Source organism: Acidimicrobiales bacterium (assembly GCA_035512495.1).
GTDB lineage: Bacteria > Actinomycetota > Acidimicrobiia > Acidimicrobiales > CADCSY01 > DATKDW01.
The window spans coordinates 1-24007 of the sequence record DATKDW010000017.1 but is presented as its reverse complement, the minus strand read 5'-3'; the positions used below and the strand labels follow the sequence as shown (position 1 = coordinate 24007).

Annotated in this window: 24 protein-coding genes; 6 read left to right on the top strand and 18 right to left on the bottom strand. The window is 72.9% G+C overall.

The window, feature by feature from the left end:
• Positions 1–20: 20 nt before the first annotated feature.
• Positions 21–758, bottom strand: a complete 738-nt coding sequence (locus tag VMN58_01585; GenBank protein HUF31882.1) for an SDR family oxidoreductase — start codon at positions 756–758, stop codon at positions 21–23.
• A 97-nt stretch (positions 759–855) separates the two neighbouring features.
• Positions 856–1953, bottom strand: coding sequence for a Xaa-Pro peptidase family protein (locus tag VMN58_01580; GenBank protein HUF31881.1), 1098 nt, complete (start codon positions 1951–1953; stop codon positions 856–858).
• Between the two features lie 78 nt (positions 1954–2031).
• Between VMN58_01580 and VMN58_01575 the strand changes: the two genes are divergently transcribed.
• Together VMN58_01575 and VMN58_01570 are read left to right on the top strand one after the other, a co-directional pair.
• A complete protein-coding gene (locus VMN58_01575; GenBank protein HUF31880.1) occupies positions 2032–2601 on the top strand; it encodes a pyridoxamine 5'-phosphate oxidase family protein in 570 nt (189 codons plus the stop codon).
• Positions 2602–2759: 158 nt separating this feature from the next.
• Entirely contained in the window at positions 2760–3482 is a 723-nt protein-coding gene (locus VMN58_01570; protein HUF31879.1) for an ion transporter, read from the top strand.
• Between the two features lie 145 nt (positions 3483–3627).
• Here the strand turns inward: VMN58_01570 and lipA are convergent, their stop codons facing one another.
• The 8 genes from lipA to argS form a co-directional block, all read right to left on the bottom strand.
• Positions 3628–5394, bottom strand: a complete 1767-nt coding sequence (gene lipA / locus VMN58_01565) for a lipoyl synthase (protein HUF31878.1) — start codon at positions 5392–5394, stop codon at positions 3628–3630.
• Positions 5394–6824 carry a dihydrolipoamide acetyltransferase family protein gene (locus VMN58_01560; protein ID HUF31877.1) on the bottom strand — a complete coding sequence of 477 codons (1431 nt, stop codon included), beginning with the start codon at positions 6822–6824 and terminating at the stop codon, positions 5394–5396. The genes lipA and VMN58_01560 overlap by 1 nt, the downstream gene beginning before the upstream one ends.
• Before the next feature lie 41 nt (positions 6825–6865).
• A complete protein-coding gene (gene lpdA / locus VMN58_01555) occupies positions 6866–8269 on the bottom strand; it encodes a dihydrolipoyl dehydrogenase (GenBank protein HUF31876.1) in 1404 nt (467 codons plus the stop codon).
• Positions 8270–8429: 160 nt separating this feature from the next.
• Positions 8430–8582: a hypothetical protein gene (locus tag VMN58_01550; protein HUF31875.1), complete on the bottom strand. Its 153-nt coding sequence runs from the start codon at positions 8580–8582 to the stop codon at positions 8430–8432.
• A 40-nt stretch (positions 8583–8622) separates the two neighbouring features.
• Positions 8623–9603: a transglutaminase family protein gene (locus VMN58_01545; protein HUF31874.1), complete on the bottom strand. Its 981-nt coding sequence runs from the start codon at positions 9601–9603 to the stop codon at positions 8623–8625.
• Positions 9604–10569, bottom strand: coding sequence for an alpha-E domain-containing protein (locus VMN58_01540; protein ID HUF31873.1), 966 nt, complete (start codon positions 10567–10569; stop codon positions 9604–9606).
• A complete protein-coding gene (locus VMN58_01535; GenBank protein HUF31872.1) occupies positions 10569–12029 on the bottom strand; it encodes a circularly permuted type 2 ATP-grasp protein in 1461 nt (486 codons plus the stop codon). Before VMN58_01535 ends, VMN58_01540 begins: the two co-directional genes overlap by 1 nt.
• Before the next feature lie 171 nt (positions 12030–12200).
• Complete coding sequence (argS, locus tag VMN58_01530) at positions 12201–13964, bottom strand: arginine--tRNA ligase (GenBank protein HUF31871.1); 1764 nt, start codon at positions 13962–13964, stop codon at positions 12201–12203.
• 126 nt (positions 13965–14090) lie between these two features.
• Here argS and VMN58_01525 point away from each other — a divergent pair, with 126 nt between their 5' ends.
• Positions 14091–14987, top strand: coding sequence for a TIGR01777 family oxidoreductase (locus VMN58_01525; GenBank protein ID HUF31870.1), 897 nt, complete (start codon positions 14091–14093; stop codon positions 14985–14987).
• On the opposite strand, the gene VMN58_01520 is transcribed toward VMN58_01525, so the two are convergent.
• From VMN58_01520 to VMN58_01495, 6 genes are all read right to left on the bottom strand, one after another.
• The gene (locus tag VMN58_01520) at positions 14984–15358 is read right to left on the bottom strand and encodes a hypothetical protein (GenBank protein ID HUF31869.1); all 375 of its coding nucleotides are present in this window, start codon (positions 15356–15358) and stop codon (positions 14984–14986) included. The genes VMN58_01525 and VMN58_01520 overlap by 4 nt on opposite strands.
• 193 nt (positions 15359–15551) lie before the next feature.
• Positions 15552–16334 carry an SDR family NAD(P)-dependent oxidoreductase gene (locus tag VMN58_01515; GenBank protein ID HUF31868.1) on the bottom strand — a complete coding sequence of 261 codons (783 nt, stop codon included), beginning with the start codon at positions 16332–16334 and terminating at the stop codon, positions 15552–15554.
• Positions 16335–16402: 68 nt separating this feature from the next.
• Complete coding sequence (locus VMN58_01510; GenBank protein HUF31867.1) at positions 16403–17230, bottom strand: DUF2470 domain-containing protein; 828 nt, start codon at positions 17228–17230, stop codon at positions 16403–16405.
• A gap of 10 nt (positions 17231–17240) precedes the next feature.
• Positions 17241–18206: a DMT family transporter gene (locus VMN58_01505; protein HUF31866.1), complete on the bottom strand. Its 966-nt coding sequence runs from the start codon at positions 18204–18206 to the stop codon at positions 17241–17243.
• Between the two features lie 13 nt (positions 18207–18219).
• The gene (locus VMN58_01500; protein HUF31865.1) at positions 18220–18558 is read right to left on the bottom strand and encodes a PIN domain-containing protein; all 339 of its coding nucleotides are present in this window, start codon (positions 18556–18558) and stop codon (positions 18220–18222) included.
• Positions 18542–18763, bottom strand: coding sequence for an AbrB/MazE/SpoVT family DNA-binding domain-containing protein (locus VMN58_01495; GenBank protein ID HUF31864.1), 222 nt, complete (start codon positions 18761–18763; stop codon positions 18542–18544). Before VMN58_01495 ends, VMN58_01500 begins: the two co-directional genes overlap by 17 nt.
• 259 nt (positions 18764–19022) lie before the next feature.
• Between VMN58_01495 and VMN58_01490 the strand changes: the two genes are divergently transcribed.
• Genes VMN58_01490 through VMN58_01480 form a run of 3 tightly spaced genes read left to right on the top strand, consistent with a single transcriptional unit; the run spans position 19023 to position 20311 of the window.
• Positions 19023–19550: a PaaI family thioesterase gene (locus VMN58_01490; protein ID HUF31863.1), complete on the top strand. Its 528-nt coding sequence runs from the start codon at positions 19023–19025 to the stop codon at positions 19548–19550.
• Positions 19547–20005, top strand: a complete 459-nt coding sequence (locus tag VMN58_01485; GenBank protein ID HUF31862.1) for a lipocalin-like domain-containing protein — start codon at positions 19547–19549, stop codon at positions 20003–20005. Before VMN58_01490 ends, VMN58_01485 begins: the two co-directional genes overlap by 4 nt.
• Positions 20006–20014: 9 nt before the next feature.
• Positions 20015–20311 carry a hypothetical protein gene (locus tag VMN58_01480; protein HUF31861.1) on the top strand — a complete coding sequence of 99 codons (297 nt, stop codon included), beginning with the start codon at positions 20015–20017 and terminating at the stop codon, positions 20309–20311.
• On the opposite strand, the gene VMN58_01475 is transcribed toward VMN58_01480, so the two are convergent.
• Complete coding sequence (locus VMN58_01475) at positions 20300–21835, bottom strand: hydantoinase B/oxoprolinase family protein (protein ID HUF31860.1); 1536 nt, start codon at positions 21833–21835, stop codon at positions 20300–20302. The two genes, VMN58_01480 and VMN58_01475, sit on opposite strands and share 12 nt — an antisense overlap.
• Before the next feature lie 88 nt (positions 21836–21923).
• On the bottom strand, positions 21924–23777 hold the full coding sequence (locus tag VMN58_01470) for a hydantoinase/oxoprolinase family protein (GenBank protein HUF31859.1): 1854 nt from the start codon (positions 23775–23777) through the stop codon (positions 21924–21926).
• Positions 23778–24007 lie beyond the last annotated feature (230 nt).

The following is a 24007-nucleotide window of genomic DNA, read 5'->3' as shown; positions in this document are numbered from 1 at the left end:
CGCCGCCCCACCCGCGCCCCTCAGAGCAGGCCGGCCACCGAGGCGCCGTCGACGCCCACCGCGGTGCCGCTGATGTAGCCAGCGGGCTCGGAGCAGAGGAAGGCCACGACCTTGCCGAAGTCTCCCGGGTCGCCAATGGGGCGGCCGCCGCCGTCGGAGCCGCCCCCGAGCTGGCGGACGCGGTCGGTGGCGTGGAGGCCGGGACAGGCCAGGTTGAGGGTGATGCCGTCGGAAACCAGGTCTTGCGCCGCGGTCTTGGCCCACCCCCAGAGCCCGGCGCGGGCGGTGTTCGACAGTGCCAGGAACGGGATGGGCTGGCGGACCGACGACGACGTGATCAGGCAGATCCGGCCCCAGCCGTTGGCCCGCAGGTGGGGCACCGCGGCGCGCACCAGCCGCACCGACGTGAGCAGGTTGGCGTTGATGGCTGCGCCAAGGGCATCGTCGTCGACGTCGAGGGCGGCACCGGGCGGCGGGCCTCCGGCGTTGCCCACCACGATGTCGAGCCGACCCCAGCGCTCGACGGCGGCCGCCACCAGCTCGGCCGGCACCGCCGGATCGGTCACGTCGGCCACGATCGGCAGCACCTCGCCGCCGGCGGCGGTGATGGCCGACGCCGTCTCGTCGAGCGCCTCACGGCCCCGGGCGCAGATGACCATCCGCGCCCCGTCGGCGGCCAGCGCCTCGGCCGACGCCCGGCCGAGGCCCTTCGACGATGCGGTGACCAGCGCCACCCGCCCCTCGATCCCGAGGTCCATCAGCGCTCCTCCCTCGTTCTGGCACCAGAAACGCTGCGAGATCCGGCGCGATCCTGGTGCCAGAAGCCCGCCACCCGGCCCTCGATCCCTAGGTCCATCAGGCGTCCACCACGATCAGGTCGTGTGAGCACCGGTTGAGCGGCTCGGGCCCGGACTCGGCGGCCACCACGATGTCCTCGATGCGTGCCCCCCAGCGGCCCTCGACGTAGATGCCCGGCTCGATGGAGAAGGCGTGGCCGGGGGCGAGCGCCTCGCAGTTGCCGCCCACCAGGTAGGGGTCCTCATGCTCCTCGAGGCCGATGCCGTGGCCGGTGCGGTGGATGAACTGGGGTCCGTAGCCGCCCTCGGTGATGAGCCGGCGGGCCACGCCGTCGACGTCCTCGCACGGCGTGCCGACGGTGGCGGCGTCGACCGCCTCGGACTGCGCCGCCTGCAGCACGGCGTAGAGGTCGCGGAACTGGGGGTCGGGCTCGCCCCCGGTCCAGACGCAGCGGGAGATGTCGGAGCAGTAGCCGTCGGGCATCGTCCCCCCGATGTCGAACAGCACCACCTCGCCCGCGGCGATGACCCGGTCGCCGGGCTCGTGATGGGGGCTGGCGGCGTTGGCGCCGGCGGCCACGATCGCGAAGTTGGGGCGGACGTGACCCTCCTCCACCAGCCGGCGGCGGATCTCGGTGGCGACCTCGTGCTCGGTCCGACCGACGAGGGGCACCTCGCCCGCCTGCAGCTGGGCGACCACCCGGTCGGCGGTGGCCGCAGCCCGGCGCAGGGCCGTCACCTCGGCGGCGTCCTTGATCGAGCGGAGCGGGCTGGTGACCTCGCTGGCCTTGCGCCAGGCGGTGCCCGGCATCGAGGCCTGCAGGTCGACGAGGAAACGGGCCCAGGTGCGATCGCCGACGGCCGCGGTCGCCGGCCGGCCGCACAGCCCAGCGACGATCTCGATGGGGTCGTCGGTCTCGCCCCACGGCAGGAGGGTGAACGCCTCGGGGCGCCCCTCCACCCGTGCCGCCTCGAGGCGGGGGACCACGAGGGTGGCGTCGCCCTCGCGTGGCACCACCAGCATGGTGAGGCGCTCGAGGGGCATGGCCTCGTACCCGGTGAGCCACGGGAGGTCGGCCCCCACGCTGATCAGGAGGGTGTCGATGCCGAGAGCCTCCATCCGCTCCCGTGCCCGGACCTGGCGCTCGGCGTACATGGCGGCCAGCCTACGGTCGTGCCCTGCCGCCCACCGAACGTGCCGTCGCCACCGACCGGTCCGTCGTAGCCTTTCGGCATGGGGAAGTCCTACGACCAGCTGACCGCCGCCCACCGCGACTTCGTGGAGGCCCAGCACCTGTTCTTCGTCGCCACCGCGCCGCTGGCCGCTGACGGCCACGTCAACCTGTCGCCCAAGGGCTACGACAGCTTCCGGGTGATCGACGAGCACACGGTGGCCTACCTCGACCTCACCGGCAGTGGCGTGGAGACCATCGCCCACGTACGGGAGAACGGCCGCATCACCTTGATGTTCTGCGCGTTCGAGGGCCAGCCCAAGATCGTCCGCCTCCAGGGCCGGGGCGAAGCCGTCCTGCCGGCCGACGACGCCTTCGAGGCGCTGGCAGCGCGGTTCCCCACCCTGCCCGGGACCCGCGCCGTGATCGTCGTGCACCTCGACCGGATCTCCAGCTCCTGCGGCTTCAGCATCCCGCTCTACTCCTACGAGGGTGAGCGGGAGCAGCTCGTGGAGTGGGCCGAGAAGCGCGGGCCCGAGGGTGTCGCCGAGTACCACGCCACCCGCAACGCCGCCAGCATCGACGGCCTCCCCGCGGTCACCCCCGCCGACGTCTGCCCCTCCACCACGTAGACACCATCGTTCTGGCACCAGGATCGCGCCGGAAAGCAGCGCGGTTCTGGTGCCAGAACACGCTGGGGTGCGGTGGTCACGAGTTCCACCGCCCAGTCTCCCAGGACCGGACACTGGGATCCGCGTCCTGCGGCCGTTTGGCGGGCAGTGTCGTCAACGTGGGCACGCCGATGACCATCGACCCGGACCCCGACGAGGAGGCCACCAACCGGGAGCGCCTCGCCGCGATCCTCGAGCGGCGCCTCGACATCCCCATGGCGGTGCTGGCCATCGTGTGGGCGGGCCTGGTGGCCTACGAGCTTGTGGCGCCGGCCCGACAGCGCGACGACCTGACGCTGGCGGGCAACATCATCTGGGGCCTCTTCGTCGTCGAGCTCGTCCTGAAGCTGGTGGTCTCGGGGCACCCCCTGCGCTTCCTGCGGCGGCGCTGGCCCTCGATCATCTTCCTCCTCCTTCCCATCCTGCGGGTCCTGCGCGTGGTTCGGGCCGTGCGCGTCCTGCGGGCGCTGCCGGCGGCGCGCGTGGTCGGCTCCTCGTACCGGGCCATCGGCACCGCCCAGTCGCTCCTCGGCGGCCGGATCTCGTTCCTCTCGGTCGTCTCGGCCGTGGTGGTCTTCTCCGGCGGCCAGCTCCACTACCTCATCGAGGGCGGGGCGGGTGAGGGCGGCGCCTCCCTCGGCGACTCCCTCTGGTGGGCGGCCAACATCGCCATCAGCGGCAACCTCGTCCTCGACCCCGCCACCCTCCTCGGCCGGTTGCTCAGCCTCGTGCTCGGCGCCTACGCCGTGGTGGTCTTCGCCTCGGTGGCCGCCACCCTCGGCGCCTTCTTCATCGAGTCCCGCGCCGAGCGCGCCACCGCCGAGGAGGCAGCCACACCCTGAGACACATCGTTCTGGCACCAGGATCGCGCCACCTTCCGGCGCGGTTCTGGTGCCCGAACGCCGGGGGGGTGCCGGTCAGACCGCGTCTACGGCGGCACGGGCCCCGTCGAGCCCCTGAAGAAGAGGCCGGCCGAAGGCCGACCTTCTACACGCCCGCGAGCGGGTGGCGCCGATGGAAGGGGCCCGGCCCGACGGAGGAGGGCTGGGAAGGATCCGATCGGCGACGGGTCCCGTCGAGCCCCACGGCGGCTGCCGATTGACGGGCGTGGTAGCTCGACCGGGTGAGGGGCGACGCCTCCACGTGACCGATGCCGAGCGACTCCCCCGCCGCCGCCAGCGTCTCGAAGGTGGCGGGCTCGACCCACCTCGCCACCGGGAGGTGGTTGGCGGTGGGCCGGAGGTACTGGCCGATGGTGACGATGTCGGTCCCCACGCCGGCGAGGTCGCCGAGGGCGCCCACCACCTCGTCGTCGGTCTCCCCCATGCCCACGATGAGGCTGGACTTGGTGGTGAGGCCCGCCGCCTTGGCGCGGGCCAGCACCGTCAGCGAGCGGGCGTAGCCGGCGGAGGGCCGCACCGCCCGCTGGAGGCGTGCCACGGTCTCGAGGTTGTGGTTGACCACGTCGGGCCGGGCGTCGAGGACGGCCTGGAGCGAAGTGGCGTCGCCCTGCAGGTCGGATATCAGGACCTCGACCGCGCAGGCGGGTGAGCGGCGGCGGATGGCCTCGATGGTGGCGGCGAAGCCGGCGGCGCCGCCGTCGTCGAGGTCGTCGCGGGCCACGGTGGTCACCACCGCGTGGGCCAGCCCCATGCGCGCCACGGCCTCGGCCACCCGCTCGGGCTCCCCGAGGTCGGGCGGCTCGGGGTGTCGGGTGTCGACCAGGCAGAACCCGCACTTCCGCGTGCAGCGCTCGCCGTTGATCATGAACGTGGCGGTGCCGTCGGCCCAGCACTCGTAGATGTTGGGACAGCCCGCCTCCTCGCAGACGGTGACCAGCGAGAGTTCGCGCATGGTCTGCTCCAACCGGAGGTAGTCGGGCCCGATCCTGGCCTTGGCCCGCAGCCAGGCGGGCTTGCGCTCCCCGATGGTGAGGCCCTGCACCACGCCGGCCTCCGCCAGCCGGCGGCCGATGCGCACCGGGGCTCCGGGTGCGGGCGCGGCCGGGGCGGCCTCAGGGTCGACCGCGGCGGCCACCGGGCCGGGGCCGAGCCCCCGCGAGAACGCCGACAGGTCGGTGTCGAGGTGGCGCCACACCACGTCCTGGCGCTCGACGACCCCTCCGCCCCACCGCTCGGCCGCCCGCGCCACCACGGCGTCGACGACCTCGCGCATGGCCACGTCGAGCCCCTCGACCGCCAGGGAGGTCACCGCTCGGTCGCTGATGCCGCACGGGACGATGTGGCCGAACATGGCCAGGTCGGGGTCGACGTTGACGGCGAAGCCGTGCATGGAGCGCCCCCGCGACAGCCGCACCCCGATGGCGGCCACCTTGCGAGGCGCGTCGCTGTCGGGGTCGACCCAGACGCCGGGCAGCCCCCGCAAGCGGCCCGCCCCAGGCAGGCCCAGGTCACCGAGCACGTCGATGACCAGCTGCTCGACCGACGCCACGTAGGCGACGGTGTCGGCCATCCCGCCGCCCCGCTTGCCCGGCACGTGCAGGAGCGGGTAGCCCACCAGCTGGCCGGGGCCGTGGTAGGTGACGTCGCCACCCCGGTCGGCGTGAACGAGGTCGGCGCCGACCGACGCCGGCGGCACGAGCACGTTGGCAGCATCGGCGCGCACACCGAGGGTGAAGACGTGCGGGTGCTCGAGCAGGAGGAGGTGATCGTCGGCCGACGACGCCACCAGCCCCCGCTGGAGGTCGAGGGCCTCCCGGTACGGAACGGTGCCGAGCCAGCGGGCGCGCAGCACTACGTGAGCTCCGCCGCCCAGTCCCGCGTCTCGAGGATCTCCTTCACCTTGGCGAGGAACGCTGCCGCGTACGCGCCGTCGAAGGCCCTGTGGTCGAACGACAGCGCCAGGGTGCCCGTCGGGTGGATGCCGATCGCGTCGCTGCCGTCGGCCGCCTCGACCACGACGGGGCGCTTCTTGACCCCGTCGGTGGACAGGATCGCCACCTGGGGCTGGTTGATGATCGGGTAGGTGACGAAGGTGCCGAACGGGCCGGGGTTGGTGATGGTGAACGTGCCGCCGGCGATGTCGTCGGGACCCAGGCGCTTGTCCCGGGTGCGGGCGGCGAGCTCGGCGATCTCGCGCGCCAGCGCCCGCAGCCGCTTGCCGTCGGCGCCGCGGACGACCGGCACCATGAGGCCCTCGAAGTCCATGTCGACGGCGATGCCGACGTTGACGTCGTGGTGGACGATCAGCTCGCCGTCGCCCACCGACGAGTTGACGTGGGGGAATTCGCGGATGGCGTCGACGAGAGCCCGGGTGATGAAGGGCAGGTAGGTGAGGCTGATGCCCTCCTCGTCCTTGAACGAGGCCCGGGCCGGCTGGCGCACCTTGTCGAGGTTGTCGTAGTCGACCTCGATGGCCACCAGGGTGTGGGCCGAGGTGGCCAGGGAGCGGACCAGGTGCTCACCGGTGCGGCGGCGGATGTTGGACAGCGGCACGACCTCGTCGCGCTCGCCAGCCGTTGCCAGGGGCATGGGCTCGGCCCGTCGCGGGCCGGCGCCCGGCTCGGTGGCCGCCGGCGCGGGCGTGGCCGAGGGAGCGGCCCTCTTGGGCTCGGCGGCGCCTCCGCCCTCGCGCTCGACGACGGCGAGCACGTCGTTGCGGGTGATCCGCCCACCGGCGCCGGTGCCCTCGATCGAGGAGGGGTCGAGGCCGTGCTCGGCGACCAGGCGCCGGACGACCGGCGACAGGAGGCGGCCGGCGGCCGACCCGTCGGGCTCACCGGTGGCGGCGTCGCTCGCCGGTGCCTGCTCACCGGCGGTGCTCGTGGCGGACGGGGCATCGTCTTCGCCCTCGGTCTTCTCTGCGGCTTCGGCGGCCGGAGCCACCGCGGCGTCGTCCGTCGGCGCCTCGTCGTCGGCGCCGCCATCCTCGGCCGGGGCGTCCCCGGACCCGGCGGCTCCGGCGGCAGCCGACTCGCCGCCACCCCCGTCGCCGTCGGAGATGACGGCGAGGCGGGTGCCCACGTCGACGGTGTCACCCTCCTGCACCAGGATCTCGGTGAGGGTGCCGGCGGCCGAGGACGGCACCTCGGAGTCGACCTTGTCGGTGGAGACCTCGAAGAGGACCTCGTCCTCCTCGACCTGGTCGCCCACCTCCTTGAACCAACGGGTGATCGTCCCCTCGGTGACGGTCTCCCCCAGCTGGGGCATCGTGATGTCGGCCATCGGACCGGGTCCTCTCCTCTGCGCGTGTCGGGTGTGGCGGGCTAGCCGTGCAGGGCCCGGCCGGTCAGCGAGAGCACGGTCTCGCCGAAGAGCTCGGACAGCGTCGGATGGGGCTGGATCAGCTCGGCGACCTCGTCGACCGACGCCTCCCAGTTGACCGCCAGGTACGCCTGACCGAGCTGCTCGGTCACCCACGGTCCGACCATGTGCACGCCGAGGATCTGCCCGGCGCGGCCGTCGGGACCCTTGGCGGCGATCACCTTCACCAGGCCGTCGGTCTCGCCCACGATCAGGGCCCGGCCGTTGCCGCGGTACTGGTGCTTGCTCACCACCACGTCGAAGCCGGCCTCCCGGGCCGACTCCTCGGAGTGGCCGACGAAGCTGACCTCGGGGTGGCAGTAGATGCACCACGGGACCTTGTCGTACTCCACCGGCGCGGGGCGCTCGCCGAGGATGTCCTTGATGGCGTTGATGCCCTCGATGAAGCCGATGTGGGCCAGCTGAGGGGTGGCGACCAGGTCGCCCACCGCCCACACGCCCTCAACGGTGGTGCGGCAGCTGCCGTCGACCTTGACGAAGCCGCGCTCGTCGACCTCGACGCCGGTGCCGTCGAGGCCCAGGCTGTCCGAGAGGGGGCGGCGGCCCACCGACACGATCACCCGCTCGACCTCGACGTCGTCGGCGCCGTCGAGGTGGACGGTGGTGGTGTCGGTGCCGGGGGTGTGGCCGGTGACCTTGGCGCCGGTGCGCACGTCGATCTTGCGCTTCTTGAAGCTGCGCAGCACCACGTTGGCCACGTCGACGTCGCAGCCGGGGAGGATCTTCGGCAGCCCCTCGAGCACGGTGACCGACACGCCGAGGTCGCTCAGGTAGGAGGCGAACTCGCAGCCGATGGCGCCGCCGCCGATCACCGCCGCCGAGCGGGGCAGGTCGACCATGTCCTGGGTGAGCTCGTCGGAGGTGAGCACGAAGCGGCCGTCGACCTCGAAGCCGGGGATGGTGCGGGGCACCGAGCCGCTGGCGAGGACCACGCTGTTGCCGACGAGGTCGGTGGTGGTGCCGTCGTCGGCGGTGACGGTGACCTTGCCGCCGCCCTCGAAGGTCCCGGTGCCGGCGAAGGTGGTGACCTTCTTGGCCTCGAGGAGGCCGGTGAGGCCCTTCACCAGCCCGTCGACGATCTTGGTCTTGCGGGCCATGGTGGCGGCGTAGTCGACGGTGGGCTCGCCGGCCTCGACGCCGAACGCCGACGCGCCGGCCACCTGGCGGAAGACGTTGGCGGTCTCGAGGAGCTCCTTGGCGGGGATGCAGCCGCGGTTGAGGCAGGTCCCCCCGACCTTGTCCTTCTCGATCATGGCGATCCGGAGGTCGGCGGCGGCGCCGTAGAGGGCGGCGGCGTACCCACCGGGGCCACCACCGATGATCACGACATCGAACTGCTCGGCCACGCTGCGCCTGCCTCCCGGACTCGTCTCGGCTCGCGGCTCAGGGTACCCGGCCGCCCGCGGCTCCCTGCCGGGCGGCCGCCACGGACGTGCAAGACGATCCCGGACGCGACGCTGCCGGGCCCGAGGGCCCGGCAACGTCTGCGGTCGGACGGTGAGGTGGTCAGACGGCGGAGCCGCGTCCTCGGAAGCCGAACACGGCGCCGACGACGAGCAGCACGAGGGAGATGACGAGGAGCCAGAACAGCCCCTCGACGAGCAGACCGACGCCTCCGAAGATCAAGGCGAGGATCAGCAGGAGGACGACGATTCCCATGGCACGGTTCCCTTCGTAGGAGTGCCTTGGGTGTACCCCTTCACCGCCGGCGCGAACCCGACCGCGTCGAGGAGCGGGTGCCGATCTGCTGTTGCTGCTGTTCCTGCTGGCTGCTGATGGTGGTGTGCGGCGCCCACGGCGACGGCTGGGGCATGACGTTGGATGGCGGCCGTCGCATCTCCACCGCCACCTCCAGCTGGGCGGCCCCCCCTCCGGAGTACATCCCCCGCAGCGGGGGGACGTCGTCGTAGTCGCGCCCGTGGCCGATCTTCACGTGGCGCATGCCCACCTCGAGTCCGTTGGTCGGGTCGAGGGCCAGCCACCCCACGCCGGGGACAGCCGCCTCGAACCAGGCGTGCGTCTGCACCTCCACCACGTCGGCATCGGTGTCGGCCCCGGTCTCGTCGGACCGGGTGAAGAGGTAGCCCGAGACGTAGCGGGCGGGGATGCCGACGCTGCGGCACATGGCCACCGCGAGGTGGGCGAAGTCCTGGCAGACGCCCTCCCCGGTGGCCATCACCTCCTCGACACCGACCCCCACGTAGGTGGAGCCGGGGACGTAGGTCATGGTGCCGCCCACCCGGCGGTGCAGGGCCAGGACCACGCTGATCACGTCGGAGCCCATCAGCTCCTGCTGGCGGCGGGCCTCCCCGGCCACGCCGGCGCCCCAGTCGGCGTGGGCGGTGGGCTGGAGGTACTCCAGGTGCTCGTCGAGGAAGGTGGGGTCGAGGAGCCGGTCCATCCGGGGCGACGACGTGAGCAGCGGCATCGGCCGGGTCTCCACCGACGCCTCGGCCACCACCTCGAGGAGGATGTGCGGCTCGCGGATCCCGAAGGTGTCGACCCTGGTCCCCCAGTAGTCGTCGAAGGAGTAGACGCGCGCCGAGGGCGTCGTCGTGACCCGGTAGCTCACCAGGCTCTGGTGGGGGTCGGACGCCGGGCAGGCGCGCAGCTCGTTCTGGCTGTGGCGGACGAGGTCGGCGTACTCGAAGGTGCAGCGGTAGCGGATGTCGAGGCGCATCTAGGAGTGCTCCAGGGCGTGGAGGTCGAACTCGTCGGCGTTGCGGAACAGCTCGAGGGCGAGCAGCTCGGCCACCCGCCGGACGTGGCCGAGGGTGGCGCGCAGGAAGGCGTTGAGGTCACCGCTGATGAGCTCGTGGACGTCGCAGTACTCGAGGTCGGCCCGGATGCGGCCGAGCACGCGCTGGGCCCGGGAGAGGCGCCCGGGGTTGCAGAGGAGACCGAGGTTCTCCTCCGCCGATCGCAGGCACCACAGCACGCTGCGGGGGAAGCCCTCGGAGAGCAACAGGAACTCGACCACGTCGGCGCGGTCCATCGACAGCGAGTAGGCGCGTCGGTAGGCCTCTGCCGCGGAGGCCGACTTGAGCACACCGATCCAGTGGTGGAAGCCGGACTGGGGGTCGAGGTCGGCCAGCTGGAGGTAGCGCACGTCGAGCAGGCGCAGCGTCATCTCCGCCCGCTCGATCATCCAGCCGAGCATCATGAACCGCCAGGCGTCGTCGTGGGGCATGGTCTCGACCGCCGAGCCGGCCACCGCCTGGCAGCGACCCTTGACCATGGAGTACAGCTGCGATGGCTGGTTCTCGATGTCGTAGGTCAGGTCGTGGCCACCGAGCTCGAGGTAGAAGGCGTTGACCGCCTCCCACATCTCGGTAGAGACCAGCTCCCGCACCGACCGCACGTTCTCGCGGGCCCGCCCCACCAGCGAGACCACCGAGCCGGGGTTGTCGGTGTCGATGGCGAGGAACCGGCTGACCGTGGCCTCGCTCACGTCGTCGGCGTGGCGGGCGGCGAACGACGGGCCGGTACCGAGCACCTCCAGCAGGTCGAGCCAGGCGCGCTGGACCTCCTGGGGAGGCGACTCGAGCAGGCCGTGGTAGGTCACGTCGAGCATGCGGGCGGTGTCGCTGGCGCGCTCGACGTAGCGCCCGGCCCAGAAGAGGCTCTCGGCGTGGCGGGCCAGCATCAGCGCGACCCCCCGTCCCCGGCGAGGACCCAGGTGTCCTTCGAGCCGCCGCCCTGGCTGGAGTTGACCACGAGCGAGCCCTTGCGAAGCGCCACCCGGGTGAGCCCCCCGGGGATGACCTCGACCCGGTCGCCGGAGATGACGAAGGGCCGCAGGTCGATGTGGCGGCCCTCGAGGTGGTCGTCGATGAGCGTGGGGTGCCTCGACAGCGACACCACCTCCTGGGCGATGTAGCCGCGCGGGTCGGCCTCGATCCGCTTGGCGATGGTGGCGAGCTCCTCGTCGGTGGCGTGCGGGCCGATGCACATGCCGTAGCCACCCGATTCGGCCACCGGCTTGACCACCAGCTCGTCGAGGCGGTCGAGCACCGCCTTGCGCTGGTCGGCGTCCCACAGGAGGTAGGTCTCGCAGTTGGCGAGGATGGGCTCCTCTCCCAGGTAGTAGCGGATGAGCTCGGGGACGAAGGCGTAGACGGCCTTGTCGTCGGCCACGCCGTTGCCCATGGCGTTGGAGATTGTCACGTTCCCGGCACGCGCCGCCGCCATGAGCCCCGGCACGCCGAGGGTGGAGTCGCGCCGGAAGACCACCGGGTCGAGGAAGTCGTCGTCGATCCGCCGGTAGATGGCGTCGACGCGCTCGAGGCCCCTGGTGGTGCGCATGTAGACGACGTGCTCGTCGACCACGAGGTCGCGGCCCTCCACCAGCTCCACACCCATCTGGCGGGCGAGGAAGGCGTGTTCGAAGAACGCGCTGTTGTAGGAGCCCGGGGTGAGGACCACCACGTTGGGGTTGCCGGCCGACGGCGGTGCGGTGTGGCGCAGCGCCCGCAGGAGCGAAGCCCCGTAGTGGTCGACGGGGCGCACCGCCATCTTCCCGAAGACCCGCGGCAGCACCCGGGTCATGGCGGCCCGGTTCTCGAGCACGTAGGAGATGCCGCTGGGGTTGCGCAGGTTGTCCTCGAGCACCCGGTAGGTGCCCTCGGCGTCGCGCACCAGGTCGATGCCCGCCACCAGGCAGTGCGCCGCCTGCGGGACGGGCACGCCGAACGCCTGACGGCAGAAGCCGCTGGCGCTCAGCAGCAGCCAGCTGGGGACGATGCGGTCGTGGAGGACCGCTCGGTCGCCGAGGTAGAGGTCGTTGAGGAAGCGGTTCAGGGCCGTGACCCGCTGGATCAGACCCGTCTCGATGTGGTCCCACTCGTCGGCCGGGATGATGCGCGGCAGCAGGTCCATCGGGAACGTGCGCTCCACGCCCTGTGCCTCGCCGTAGACCGTGAAGGTGATCCCGGCCGACCGGAAGGCGGCGTCGCGGAGCCGCTCGCGCCGGGCCAGGTCCTCGTGGGTGATGTCGCCGAGGCGGGCGAAGAGGTCGCGGTAGTGGGGCCGAACCTCGCCGCTCGCGGTGAACGCCTCGTCGAAGAACCCCTCGTGGGCGTAGCCGTCGAAGAGGTCTGCGGGCATGGGGGAACCTTAGGGGCGCGACCGGACAGCCTGCCGCCAGGGGTTCTCAGCGGACCAGCAGCACCTGGAGGGTGAAGGCGACCAGGATGGCGAGCCCGCACAGCAGGGCGGCGACGATCAGCGCACGGGTGCTCATGGGCACGGCATCCTACGGAGCGCCCGGCGCGTGGCTCACATGCGGTCGAGGACCTCGATGCCGAGCAGGGCCAGTCCCTGGCGCAGCGTGGCGGCGGTGCGCTCGCACAGCGCCAGCCTCGAGGTCCGCAGCGGCTCCTCGACCCGCAGCACCGGACAGTGCTCGTAGAGCTGGTTGTAGGCCTGGGAGAGGTCGAAGAGGTAGGCGCAGAGGTGGTTGGGCGCCAGGTCGTCGCGCACCCGCCCGACCACGTCGGACGCCTCCACCAACCGCTTGGCCAGCTCGAGCTCCTGGGGCGCCTCGAGCCGGATCGCCAGCTCGGCACCGGGCGGCGGGCCGTCGGTCCAGCCCGCCTCGCGCAGGATCGAGTGGATGCGGGCGTAGGCGTACTGCAGGTAGGGCGCGGTGTTGCCCTTGAGGCTGAGCATCTTGTCGAAGGAGAACACGTAGTTGCTCTGGCGGTTCTGGCTGAGGTCGGCGTACTTCACGGCGCCGATGCCCACCACCTCGCCGATGACGTCGATGTCGTCGGGCAAGGGCTGGTCGCGCTCCTCTGCCCGGTCGACCAGGAACGCCCGGGCCCGCTCGACGGCCTCGCCCAGCAGCTCGGCCAGGCGGACGTTGTCGCCGGAGCGGGTGCGCAGCCGCTTGCCCCCCTCGCCCAGGACCAGACCGAAGGGCACGTGCACGATGTGGACCGAGTCGTCGACCCACCCGGCCATGCGGGCGACGGCGAAGACCATCTCGAGGTGTTGGGCCTGGTCGGCGGCCACCACGTAGAGGATGCGGCGGGCCCCGATGTCGGCCACCCGGCGGCGCACGGCGGCGAGGTCGGTGGTGGCGTAGTTGTAGCCGCCGTCGGCCTTGCGCACGATGAGCGGCAGGGGGTCGCCCTCGCGGTTGGTGAAGCCCGGGACGAACACGCAGGTGGCGCCGGCATCCTCCACCGTGAGGCCGGCGGCGTCGAGGTCGGCGACCACGTCGGCGAGCTCGTCCTCGTAGCTGGACTCGCCGTGCTCCTCGAGCCCCTCGATGCCCAGCAGGCCATAGACCCGCTCGTTCTCGCGCCGCGACATCCCGACGAGCACCGCCCACGCCGCGCGGGCGGTGGGCTCCTTGGTCTGGAGGTCGACGACCCGTCGCCGGGCCCGCTCCTTGAACTCGTCGTCGGCGGTGAAGCGGGCGTTGGCCTCCCGGTAGAACGCAACCACGTCGCCGAGGTCGGCGTCGCCGCCGAGCTCGAGTGCCTCGGGGTGGGTGTCCTCGAGGTGGGCGACGAGGAGGCCGAACTGGGTGCCGTAGTCACCGATGTGGTTGATGCGCCGCACCGTGTTGCCGAGGAAGGCGTCGACGTTGGCCAGTGCGTCCCCGATGATCGTGGAGCGCAGGTGCCCGACGTGCATCTCCTTGGCCATGTTGGGCCCGGCGTAGTCGACGACCACCGTGACCGGCGACGGGGTGGGCTCGATGCCGAGGCGGTCGTCGCCGACCTGGGCGGACAGGCGTGCCGCCAGCCACTCGGGACGCAGCCGGAGGTTCACGAAGCCCGGTCGCACCACCTCGGGCGCCTCGCACACGTCGTCGACCCGCAGCGCCGCCGCCAGGCGCTCGGCAAGCTCCGGCGGCGGGGCGCCCAGCACCTTGGCCAGCGACATCGCCACCGGCACGGAGTAGTCGCCGTGGCGGGGGTCCTTGGTGGGCAGCACGGGGGCGTCGGGGACCGCGACCTCGGGACCGAATGCGGTGCGCACCGCGTCGGCCACCCGGTCGGCGAGGAGGGTCAGCAGGGGCTCGGCCATGGGCGGACAACCCTACGGCCCACCCGCGACCGGCACGGAACGAGATGTCGCACCAGACCGAGGGCCAGCGCACACTGGTGTCGCGCGCACTGGTGCTGCGCACACCCGAACGAGGAGCGAAGGACCGTGGACGTCGCCATCACCGGATCGAGCGGGCTCATCGGCTCCGCCCTCGTCACCGCCCTCGAGGCGGGTGGCCACACCGTCCGCCGGGTCGTCCGCTCGGGGACGAGCGGCCCCGGACGTGTGCGCTGGTCCCCCACCGAGGGCCGCATCGACACCGACGCCCTCGCCGGCGTCGACGCCGTGGTCAACCTGGCCGGGGAGGGCATCAGCGAGAAGCGCTGGACCGACGAGCAGAAGCGCCGGATCCGCGAGAGCCGGACTCAGGGCACGCGACTGCTCGCCGAGGCCCTCGCCGTCCTCGAGCCGCGCCCGTCGGTGCTCCTGTCGGGCTCCGGGATCCACTACTACGGCTGCCGCGGCGACGAGGAGCTCACCGAGGACGACGACCACGGCGAGGGGTTCCTCACCGAGGTGGTCGTCGACTGGGAGGCCGCCACCGCCCCAGCGACGGACGCGGGGATCCGCACCGTGGCGCTCCGGAGCGGGATCGTGCTCGCCGCCGAGGGCGGGGCGCTGGCCAAGCAGCTTCCGCTGTTCAAGCTCGGCCTCGGCGGCCGGCTCGGTGACGGGAAGCAGTGGTGGCCATGGATCGCGATCGACGACGAGGTGGGCGCCATCGTGCACCTGCTCACGTCCGAGGTGAGCGGGCCGGTGAACCTCACCGCCCCCGGCGTGGTCACCAACGCCGACTTCACCCGCACGCTCGGCCGGGTGCTGGGCCGCCCGACGGTCCTACCGACCCCCTCCCTCGGCCCGCGGCTGGTCCTCGGGAAAGAGCTGGCCGACAGCCTCCTGCACTGCTCGATCCGAGCCGTCCCCCGCGCCCTGCTCGACAACGGCTACCGCTTCACCCAGCCCGAGCTCGAGGGCTCCCTGCGCCACCTCCTCGACCGCTAGCGGTCGCCGGTGTCGATCTCGTCGGGGGGGCCGAGGGCGCTGAGCACGTCGGCCGCCGCGATGTCGGCCTCGGGTCCGAACATGGTGACGAGGGCGCCCTTGGCATCGCAGCGGGGGCAGGTCAGACCCACCACCGCCGCCATGTCGGCAGGGTCGGAGGCGCCCTCGGTGCGGCGGAGCTCGCCGACGTGGAACGACCCGGCCGGCGAGGTCGCGCCGCAGGAGCCGCAACGGACGTCGCCGCCCTCGAGGGCGGTCATGTCGCCGGTGTACCCGTCGGCCCGCAAGCCGTCGAGGAGCTGCTCAAGGCCCGACGCGTCCCGCGCGTATCGCCCCTCGCCCTCGGTGCTCGAAGGCCCCTGGTCGGTCACAGGAGGGACCCGGAGCCTGCGGAGGGTGTGGGAGGGACCAGCTCGCTGACGGGCCCCGCGAGCCCTCGGAAAGGAGGCCTCGGCCGAAGGCCGAGACCGCTCAACCGCCCGCGAGCGGGTGGCAGCGAGGGGAGGGACCCGGAGCCTGCGGAGGGTGTGGGAGGGACCAGCTCGCTGACGGGCCCCGCGAGCCTCATTTGGGCTGCATCCGCACGCCGCCGTCGACGCGGAGGGTCTCGGCGTTGAGGTAGGTGTTGGAGATGAACTCCAGCGCCATCGAGGCGAACTCGTCGGAGGTGCCGAGGCGCTTGGGGAACAGCACGTCGCGCTTGAGCTTGTCCTTGAACTGCTCCGACGCCTCGCCCTCGCCGTAGATGGGCGTGTCGATGAGCCCGGGGGCGATGCAGTTGACCCGCACGCCGATGGCCGCCAGGTCGCGGGCGATGGGCAGCGTCATGCCGACCACCCCGCCCTTGGAGGCCGAGTAGCTGGCCTGGCCGATCTGGCCGTCGAAGGCGGCCACGGAGGCGACCGTGACGATGGCGCCGCGCTGGCCGTCGTCGTCGTAGGGGTCGGTCTGGCTCATGGCGGTGGCGGCGAGGCGGATGCAGTTGAAGGTGCCGACGAGGTTGACCTCGACGACCTTCTTGAAGATGTTCAGGTCGTGGGCGGAGGCGTACTGGCCGTCGCGGCCGACCGTGCGGGTGGCGAAGCCGATGCCCGCCGCCGTGACGAGGCTGCGCAGCGGGCCCATCTCCTTGGCGGTCTCGACCGCCTGGATGACCTGCTCGGCGTCGGCCACGTCAGCCTTGACGAAGGCGCCACCGATGTCGCCGGCGACGGCCTGGCCCTTGTCCTCCTGCAGGTCGACGACGCAGACCTTGGCCCCGCGCGAGGCGAGGAGGCGGGCGGTGGCCTCACCGAGGCCGGAGCCACCGCCGGTGACGATCGAGGACGTTCCGTTGAGATCGAGCATGACCGGACTCTAGGGACGCCACCGGCCCGCGCACCAACCTTGACGGCCCTGTCAGTCGGACGGGTGGCTCACCCGGCGCGACGCCGAGCCTCGGCCACCATGGCGACCATGGCCCGGCGCACCTCGTCGCCGGTGGCGCACGGCTCGGGGAAGCCGAGTCGGACGGCGGCACGGCCGGAGGGAGCGACCGCGATCATCTCGAAGCCGTACCGGTCGACGGCCGACATCGTGGCCTCGGTGGTCTCGGGCCGGCCGGCCAAGTGGCGGCAGAACAGCACCTGGGCCTCGGCGTGGTCGTCGTTCATGTGGGCGATGATCCCCGCCGCCGCACCCGCCAGCGGGTCGGGCTCGGCCGCCGCGTAGCCGGCCGCGTCCACCCAGCTCATGCGGCCGTAGCCGCCGACGTAGCGGATGTCGCGCACGGCGAGGCGGTAGAAGGCGAAGTCGCCGAAGTCGATGTAGTAGGCGGCGGTGGGGTTGGCCTCGAGGTAGCGCTGGCGGACCTCGTCCCGGTCGGCGTCGGCCACCTCGGTGAGGTCGCCGAGCAGCGTGGCCCTCCCGCTGGCCAGCGGGTCGGCTCCGTCGGGGACGGGCTCGGCCACCAGGAGGCTGGCGCGCGGGTCGCGGATGGCGTTCTGGGTGTGCTCGGCCATGAGGCTCACGAAGAACAGCGGGTCGCCGGCGGCGTCGAGGGCGTAGCTGGCCACCGACCCGTAGGGGTAGCCCTCGGGTGCCGACGCCAGGGTGCACAGGGCGCCGCGCGACTGCGAGGCCACGAGGGTGCGGCAACGCTCGGCGTGGGTCGGCTCGGGCGCCGGCGGCCCGGGGGGCCCGTCGGCGGGGGCGCCGCCCTCGGTGCCTGCGGGGACGTCGTGGCCTGCGGGTCGCTGCGACATGGCCACCAACCTACGGCCGGTGCAGCGGCCTGGCTGCCGCCAGGCGACGCCCGGAGGGTGAGAGCACGGCTCCGGCGACCCCGGCCACGGTGACCAGGCCTCCGAGCAGGTGCAGGGGGGTGATGACCTGGCCGAGCACGAGCCAGGCCAGGCCGCCGGCGAGGAACGGCATGGTCAGCTGGATGACGGGCGGCACGTTGGCGCCCAGCCACCGCAGGGGCCACGTCGACACGAAGTGGCCGAGGGCGCCCGGCACCAGGGCGATGGCGGCGGCGAGCGCCAGGTCGCGACCCGTCGCCGACCCGGGTGCCTCCCCCGCCACCACCACGTAGGCGGTGACGGTGAGGCCGGCGGCCACCACGACGCCGAGCAGGAACGGCACCACGTCGATGTGGTCGCGGGCCCGCTTCGACCACACGAAGTACACCGCGAAGAAGCCCACGTTGAGCACCGCCAGCGCCATGCCGAGCGGCGCCCCCTCGGGCCCCGAGGCGCCGGCGAGCACCACGGTGGCCGCTCCCAGCACGGCGACCAGGGACCAGAGGCGGAAGGTCACGCCCGGGCGCTCCCCGAAGAGCGGGATGGCGAGCACGGCGACGAACATCGGGGCCAGGACCTGCATGAGCGTGACGTCGACCACCGAAGTGGCCTTGATGGCCGACATGAACGCCAGCTGGTGGAGCCCGAAGGCCACACCGGCCCGCGCCGCCCACGACCAGCCGGTCCGGTCGGGGACCCGGCCGCTGACGCGAACGTGGACGAGCGTGGCCGCGCCCATGACCACGACGCCGATCCAGAGCCGCCAGAACGACAGCACGGGGCCCGACACCGACGAGGCGCCGACCATGACCGGCCCGGTGCTGTAGAGGAGCACGCCCAGCCAGACGAGGGCCACCGGCCGGCGCGCGCCGGCGGCGGCGAGGCGCGCACCGGCTCCGGTCGGTCCGCCGGATGGGAGGTGCTCGAGGGGCGACATGGGCCCGCTCAGGCTACGGGTGGGAACCTCGTGTCGGGCCCATCGACGGTTGGTAGCCTCGACCTCGAACGAGCCGGACCATGAGCTGGGCGGCCCCATCGATCGACAAGTACCTGGTCTGGGAGAAGTTCTGTGCCATCAGCCGGGCGACGACGGCGGGCGGGCGCCGCGCAGGTGGAGGCAAGCGGGTCAGCACCGAGAAGGTCTCGAAGGCGGCGTGGCCAGCGAGGCCCAGCACCAGGCCGTCGAGCGCCTCCACGGTGCGCTCGTGGAGCTCGTGGTCGCCAAGGGTCAGGGCCACCGCGACGCTGGTGTCGACGAGCAGGTCTGGCTGGCTAGCGCCGGTCGGCATCGCGCAGCGCCTCGACCTCCGCGACGGTGATCGGTTCGCCCGAGGCCGGGATCACCAGTCGACCTCCGCGCTCCTCGACGGCTTCGGCGGAGACCGGCTCGATGCGAAGCGCCGAACCGTCGGCAGTCAGCTCCACCGCACCAGGCCTGATCCCGAGCCGGTCGCGCAGTGGCTTGGGGATGACCAGCCGTCCTGCCTTGTCGATGGTTGCTCGCGTACCATCACACTACCAATCCGAATGGCAGACGGGTTCAGCCGCGCACCACCGTGACCACGGCGGTGCGCTGATCTCGACGTCATCGACGACCTCGAGCGCGTCGATCCCCTCCAGCAGCGCAGCGCGCATGGCAGCTCGCCCGGTCTCGTGACTGACAGCGGCGTCACCCTACTGGCGGCAGCCCTCCACTGGTTTCGTCGGTGTGACAGAGGGCACAGCAAAGGGGACCGCAGAACCGAGGGGAACCATGAGCCACACGTTCGTCGACAAGATGATGGCCGCGCTGCGCGACGGAGACATCGAGTCCCCCGTCGAGCGCCTGATCGGCATGCGCCTGGTGGACTTCGACCGAGGTGCCGCCTGCTACGAGCTCGAGGTGCGCAAGGACCACACCAACCCCATGGGCATGGTCCAGGGCGGCATCGCCGCGATCATGGCCGATGCCGCCATGGCCATGGCCACCACCACCATGCTCACCAACGACGAGATGCGCGTCAGCGCCGTGACCACCGCCGACCTCTTCTCCCGGTTCCTCAAGCCGATCAACGCCAAGAAGGTGAAGTCGCTTCGCGCCGAGGCGCGGGTGGTGAAGTCGGGTCGCCTCATCATGTGGGCCGAGTGCGACCTCATGGCCGACGGCGAGTGCGTCGGCAAGTTCACCGCCACCGGCATCCGCGTGTCGTTCGACCAGAAGGACTCGGCCATGACGTCGACCGCGGCCGCCGCCTCCGCCAGCCCTGACGGCGAGCGCGACGGTGCAGGAGCGCGGGGATGACGGCCGTGCCCTCGACGGGCCCCGGTGCGGCCGGCGAGCTCGTCGGCGCCTGGACCCTGACCAGGTGGGACTACACGGTCGACGGAGAACCTCGGGGGTTCCCCCTCGGGGAGGACGCAGAGGGCCAGATCATCTACTCGCCCGAGGGCCACATGTCGGCCATCTTGATGCAGGCCCAGCGCCCGGCCTTCGACCAGCCCCAGTTCCACCAGGGCACGCCCGAGCAGCGGGAGGTTGCTGCGCTCACCTACGTCTCCTACGGCGGCACCTACGAGCTGCGCGGCGACGTCGTGGTCCACCACGTGGCCTACGCCCTCTTCCCCGACTGGATCGGGACCGACCTCGTGCGAGAGGTCTCGTGGCAGGGAGACGAGCTGGTGCTGACCGCCCTGCCCGAGACCAGCCGCACGGGGAAGGTCGTGGTCAACCGGTTGTTCTGGGCCCGCGCCGGCTAGGAGGATGACATGGCCCTCGCCCCCCTCTTGGCTCTCGCTCTGGTCGGCGTGATCGCCTGGCTGGTGGGCTCACACATGGCCGCCACCGCGGAGCCGGCGATGACGTCCCGGCCCTTCGACAGCGTCGGCCCTCCGGCCATCCCCCGGCGGTCGGTGCCGCCAGCGACGACCGCGGCGCTCCAGCGCACCGCCGCTCCCCCGGCGGCCCGCCCCAGTTGCCCCCTCGCTGCTTCCCAGGTGCTCTTCGCCGGCCCGGTGCGCGACAGCATCGTGGTCGACGGCGTGCTGGTGATCTCACCCCCGTGACGCCCCCCATCCGCCGCCGCCCGGTGTGAGCATCCGCAGCACGTCGCCCGCCTGCATCCGGATCGTGCACTTGTCGAGCAGGCGCTCCGCCCGGGTCTCGTCACCCTGCGGCAGGAGCCAACCCTCACCGGCGGCCCCCGGTCCGCCTCCGTCGATGCCCCAGGGCTGCGACACCCGCCGCTCGGTGATCAACGACACCGTCACATCCTCGAGCATCAGCAGGTCGCGCTCGATCCCCTCACCGCCGGGGTGTGCGCCCACCCCCCCGCTGCCCTCCCGCAGCCGGTAGCGGACGACCCGCAGGGGGAAGGCCCGCTCGAGGGCCTCGATGGGCGTGTTCTTCGTGTTGGTCATGGCGGTGTGCACACCGCTCATGCCGGGGCGGGCGGGGCCGCCGCCCTGTCCGCCGGCCACCGTCTCGTAGTAGACCCACCCGGCGCCGCCGATGAGGAGGTTGTTCATCGTCCCCTGGCCGGCCGCGCCCACCCGTCCCGGCCGGGCCAGGGCGAGGGCCCCCTGGCACACGTCGGCCACCCGCTGGCTGACCTCTACATTGCCGGCGCCCACCGCGGCCGGCGGGCGGGCGGCGACGATGCTGCCGGCCGGCGCCACCACCGTCACCGGCCGCATGGCCCCACCGTTGGCCGGGATGGTCGGGTCGAGGGCTGCCCGCAGAGCGAAGGCCACGGCGCTGACCGTCACCGCCTCGACGGCGTTGACGTTGCCCCGTCGCTGGGGATCGGTGCCGGTGAAGTCGAAGGTCGCCTCCTCGCCGTGGATGGTGAGGGTGAGGGCGACGGTGGCCGGGCGCTGCTGCTCGGGGGCGGGTCCGGTGGAGTCGAGCACGTCGCTGAACCGCCAGGTGCCGTCGGCCACGCCGGCAAGCGCCGCTCGCATGCGCCGCTCGCCGTAGGCGGTGACCTCGTCGAGCGGCGCGCCGGCGAAGGCGGAGAGGCGCCCGACCCCGAGCACGTTGGCGCCCACCTGGGCGGCGAGGTCGCCCCGCCGCTCCTCGGGGGTGCGAGACGACGCCAGGAGGATCGCCTCCACACCCTCGGTGAGGAGCACCGGCGGGAGGCGCAGACCCTCCTGGTGGATCTCGGTCGCCTCCGGCGGGATCGAGCCTGGGACCATCCCGCCCACGTCGGCGTGGTGGGCGCGGTTGGCGGCCCATCCGACGAGGCGGCCGTCCACGCGACACGGGGCCACGAGGGTGATGTCGTTGAGGTGGGTGCCGCCGGCGAAGGGGTCGTTGAGGATCACCTGCCCGCCCGGCGGCACCCCGTCGGGCCCGAAGGCGTCAATGGCGGCGGCCACCGATGCCGGCATGGAGCCGAGGTGCACCGGGATGTGCTCGGCCTGGACGAGCAGCTCGCCCTCGGGGGTGAACAGAGCGGCCGAGCAGTCGGCCCGCTCCTTGATGTTCGGGCTCGACGCGGCGCGGCGGAGCACCGCGCCCATCTCCTCGGCCACGCCGGTGAGCCGCGAGACCAGGATCTGGAGGGCTGCGGGGTCGAGGGTCATCGCACGCTCCCGTTCTCGGCACGTCCGCTGCTCCCCTGAGCCGCCTGGCGTACCGAGAACGCCGGGTGCGCTCCGCAATCGAGGGTCGTCACGTCCCGACCCGCGTCAGGATGAGGACGCCGACGGGGCCGGGGTCGGCCCGCCAGCCGTCGGCGACCCAGATCGTGCAGTCGGCCTCGGCGATCACCGCCGGCCCCACCGCAGCGGTGCGTTCCGGCGGCGCCGGCAGGTCGACGACCTCCAGCGGGGCCGGCCGCACGGCCCGTGCACGAAGGGCCACCACCTCGATCGGCGCGCCGGGGCGGGTGAAGCCGTTGCGGCGGCGGTGCTCGGCCTCGAAATCCGCCACGGTCGGCACCGTCAGCTCGTGGCTCTGCCCGGCGTAGCGGCAGTCGACGGCGGTGCTCACCTCGACCTCCGCACCCCTGCCGCCTCCCGATTGCGCGCGCCCGGCCCCCTCCTGGGTGGTCGAGCGCGCGGAGGCAGCGACGGCGGCCGCAGCGTCGGCGGCGAGAGCGTCGAGCGCCGCCGCCAGGCCTCCGTGGTCCGACGGGGTGGGCCAGGAGGCGACGGCATCGTGCGCCACCGGGGAGCACAGGAGCCCCACCGCCGAGAAGACCCCGGCTCGGGGCGGAACGATCACCGCGGGCATCCCGAGGGCGTCGGCGAGGGCGCAGGCGTGGAGCGGTCCGGCGCCGCCGAACGCCACCAGCGCCAGGGTCGACGGGTCGACCCCCTTGGCCACCGACACCTGGCGCAGCGCCCGCTCCATCGCCTCATCGACCACGGCGACGACCCCCTCCGCCGTCACCCCGGCGTCGTCGAGGGCGGCCCGGGCGGCCCGGTCGTCGAGGGCGCCGAGGCCAGGGAGCTCGGCCCCCGACAGGATGCGCCCGAGGACCAAGTCGGCGTCGGTGACCGTCGGGCGGGTGCCGCCCCGGCCGTAGCAGGCCGGTCCCGGCTCGGCCCCGGCCGACTCCGGGCCCACGACCAGGGCGCCCCCCGGGTCGATGCGGGCGATCGAGCCGCCGCCCGCACCGATGGTGCGGATGTCGAGGCTGGGCAGGCGGATGGGAAAGCCCGCCGCCTCCCGGCCGGGCGCTGGCTCGGGCAGACCGCCGCGCACCAGGCACACGTCGGTGCTGGTGCCGCCCATGTCGAAGGTGAGGGCGTCGGCCCACCCGCAGGCGGCCGCCACCGCCGCGCCGGCGCGGACGCCGCCGGCCGGGCCGGAGAGCAGGAGCGCCACCGGCAGCTCGGCCGCGCCGGAGGCGGGGACCAGCCCACCGGCCGAGGTCATCACCAGCACCTCGTCGGCCACGCCGTCGAGGCCCCGCAGGTAGTCCCGGCACGCCGGGCGCAGGTAGGCGTTGACCACGGTGGTGACCGTGCGCTCGTACTCGCGGAACTCCGGCGACACGTCGCTCGAGCAGGTCACGTCGTGCCCGCGGGCGGCCAGGACCTCGGCCACCGCCCGCTCGTGGGCAGGGTCGAGGTCGGCGTGGAGCAGCACCACCGCCACCGACGCCACCGCCGGGTCGATGATCGGGATGCCGTCGTCGACGGGGACCGGGGCCAGCTCCGAGCCGTCGGCAGCGAGTCGGCCACCCACCTCGTAGCGCCACGCCCGCGGGACCAGCGGCTCGGGCCGGACGGCGTCGGGGTCGTACAGCGACGGGCGGTCCTGGCGGGCGATCTCGATCACGTCGGCCAACCCCTCGGTGGTGACCAGCCCCACCGCCGCCCCCCGCCGCTCCAACAACGCATTGGTAGCCACCGTGGTCCCATGCGCCAACAACGAAGGCGAACCAGCGACGGCCGACAAGACCCCAGACCGAACAGCCAGACCAGGATCCGATGGAGTGGAGGGAACCTTCACAACAGTCCCGTCCTCAGAGACGACATCAGTGAACGTCCCGCCCGTATCCACCCCAACCCGCATCCACCCGAACGTAGACCGCCGAGAACGAGGCGGCGGGTGCGCCCCCCAGCCACCAAGGAGTCGACCGTGGACCGTCGAGGACGAGGCGGCGGGTGGCACCGATGGAAGGGGCCCGCCGCCCCACCGCCTAGAGGACACGAGCCGAGCCCGGAGCGGGAGCGGGGCGCCCCACAGCGCCAGGCGGCGGGTGGCACCGAGGGGAGGGGCCCGCCGCCGGAGCCTGCGGAGGC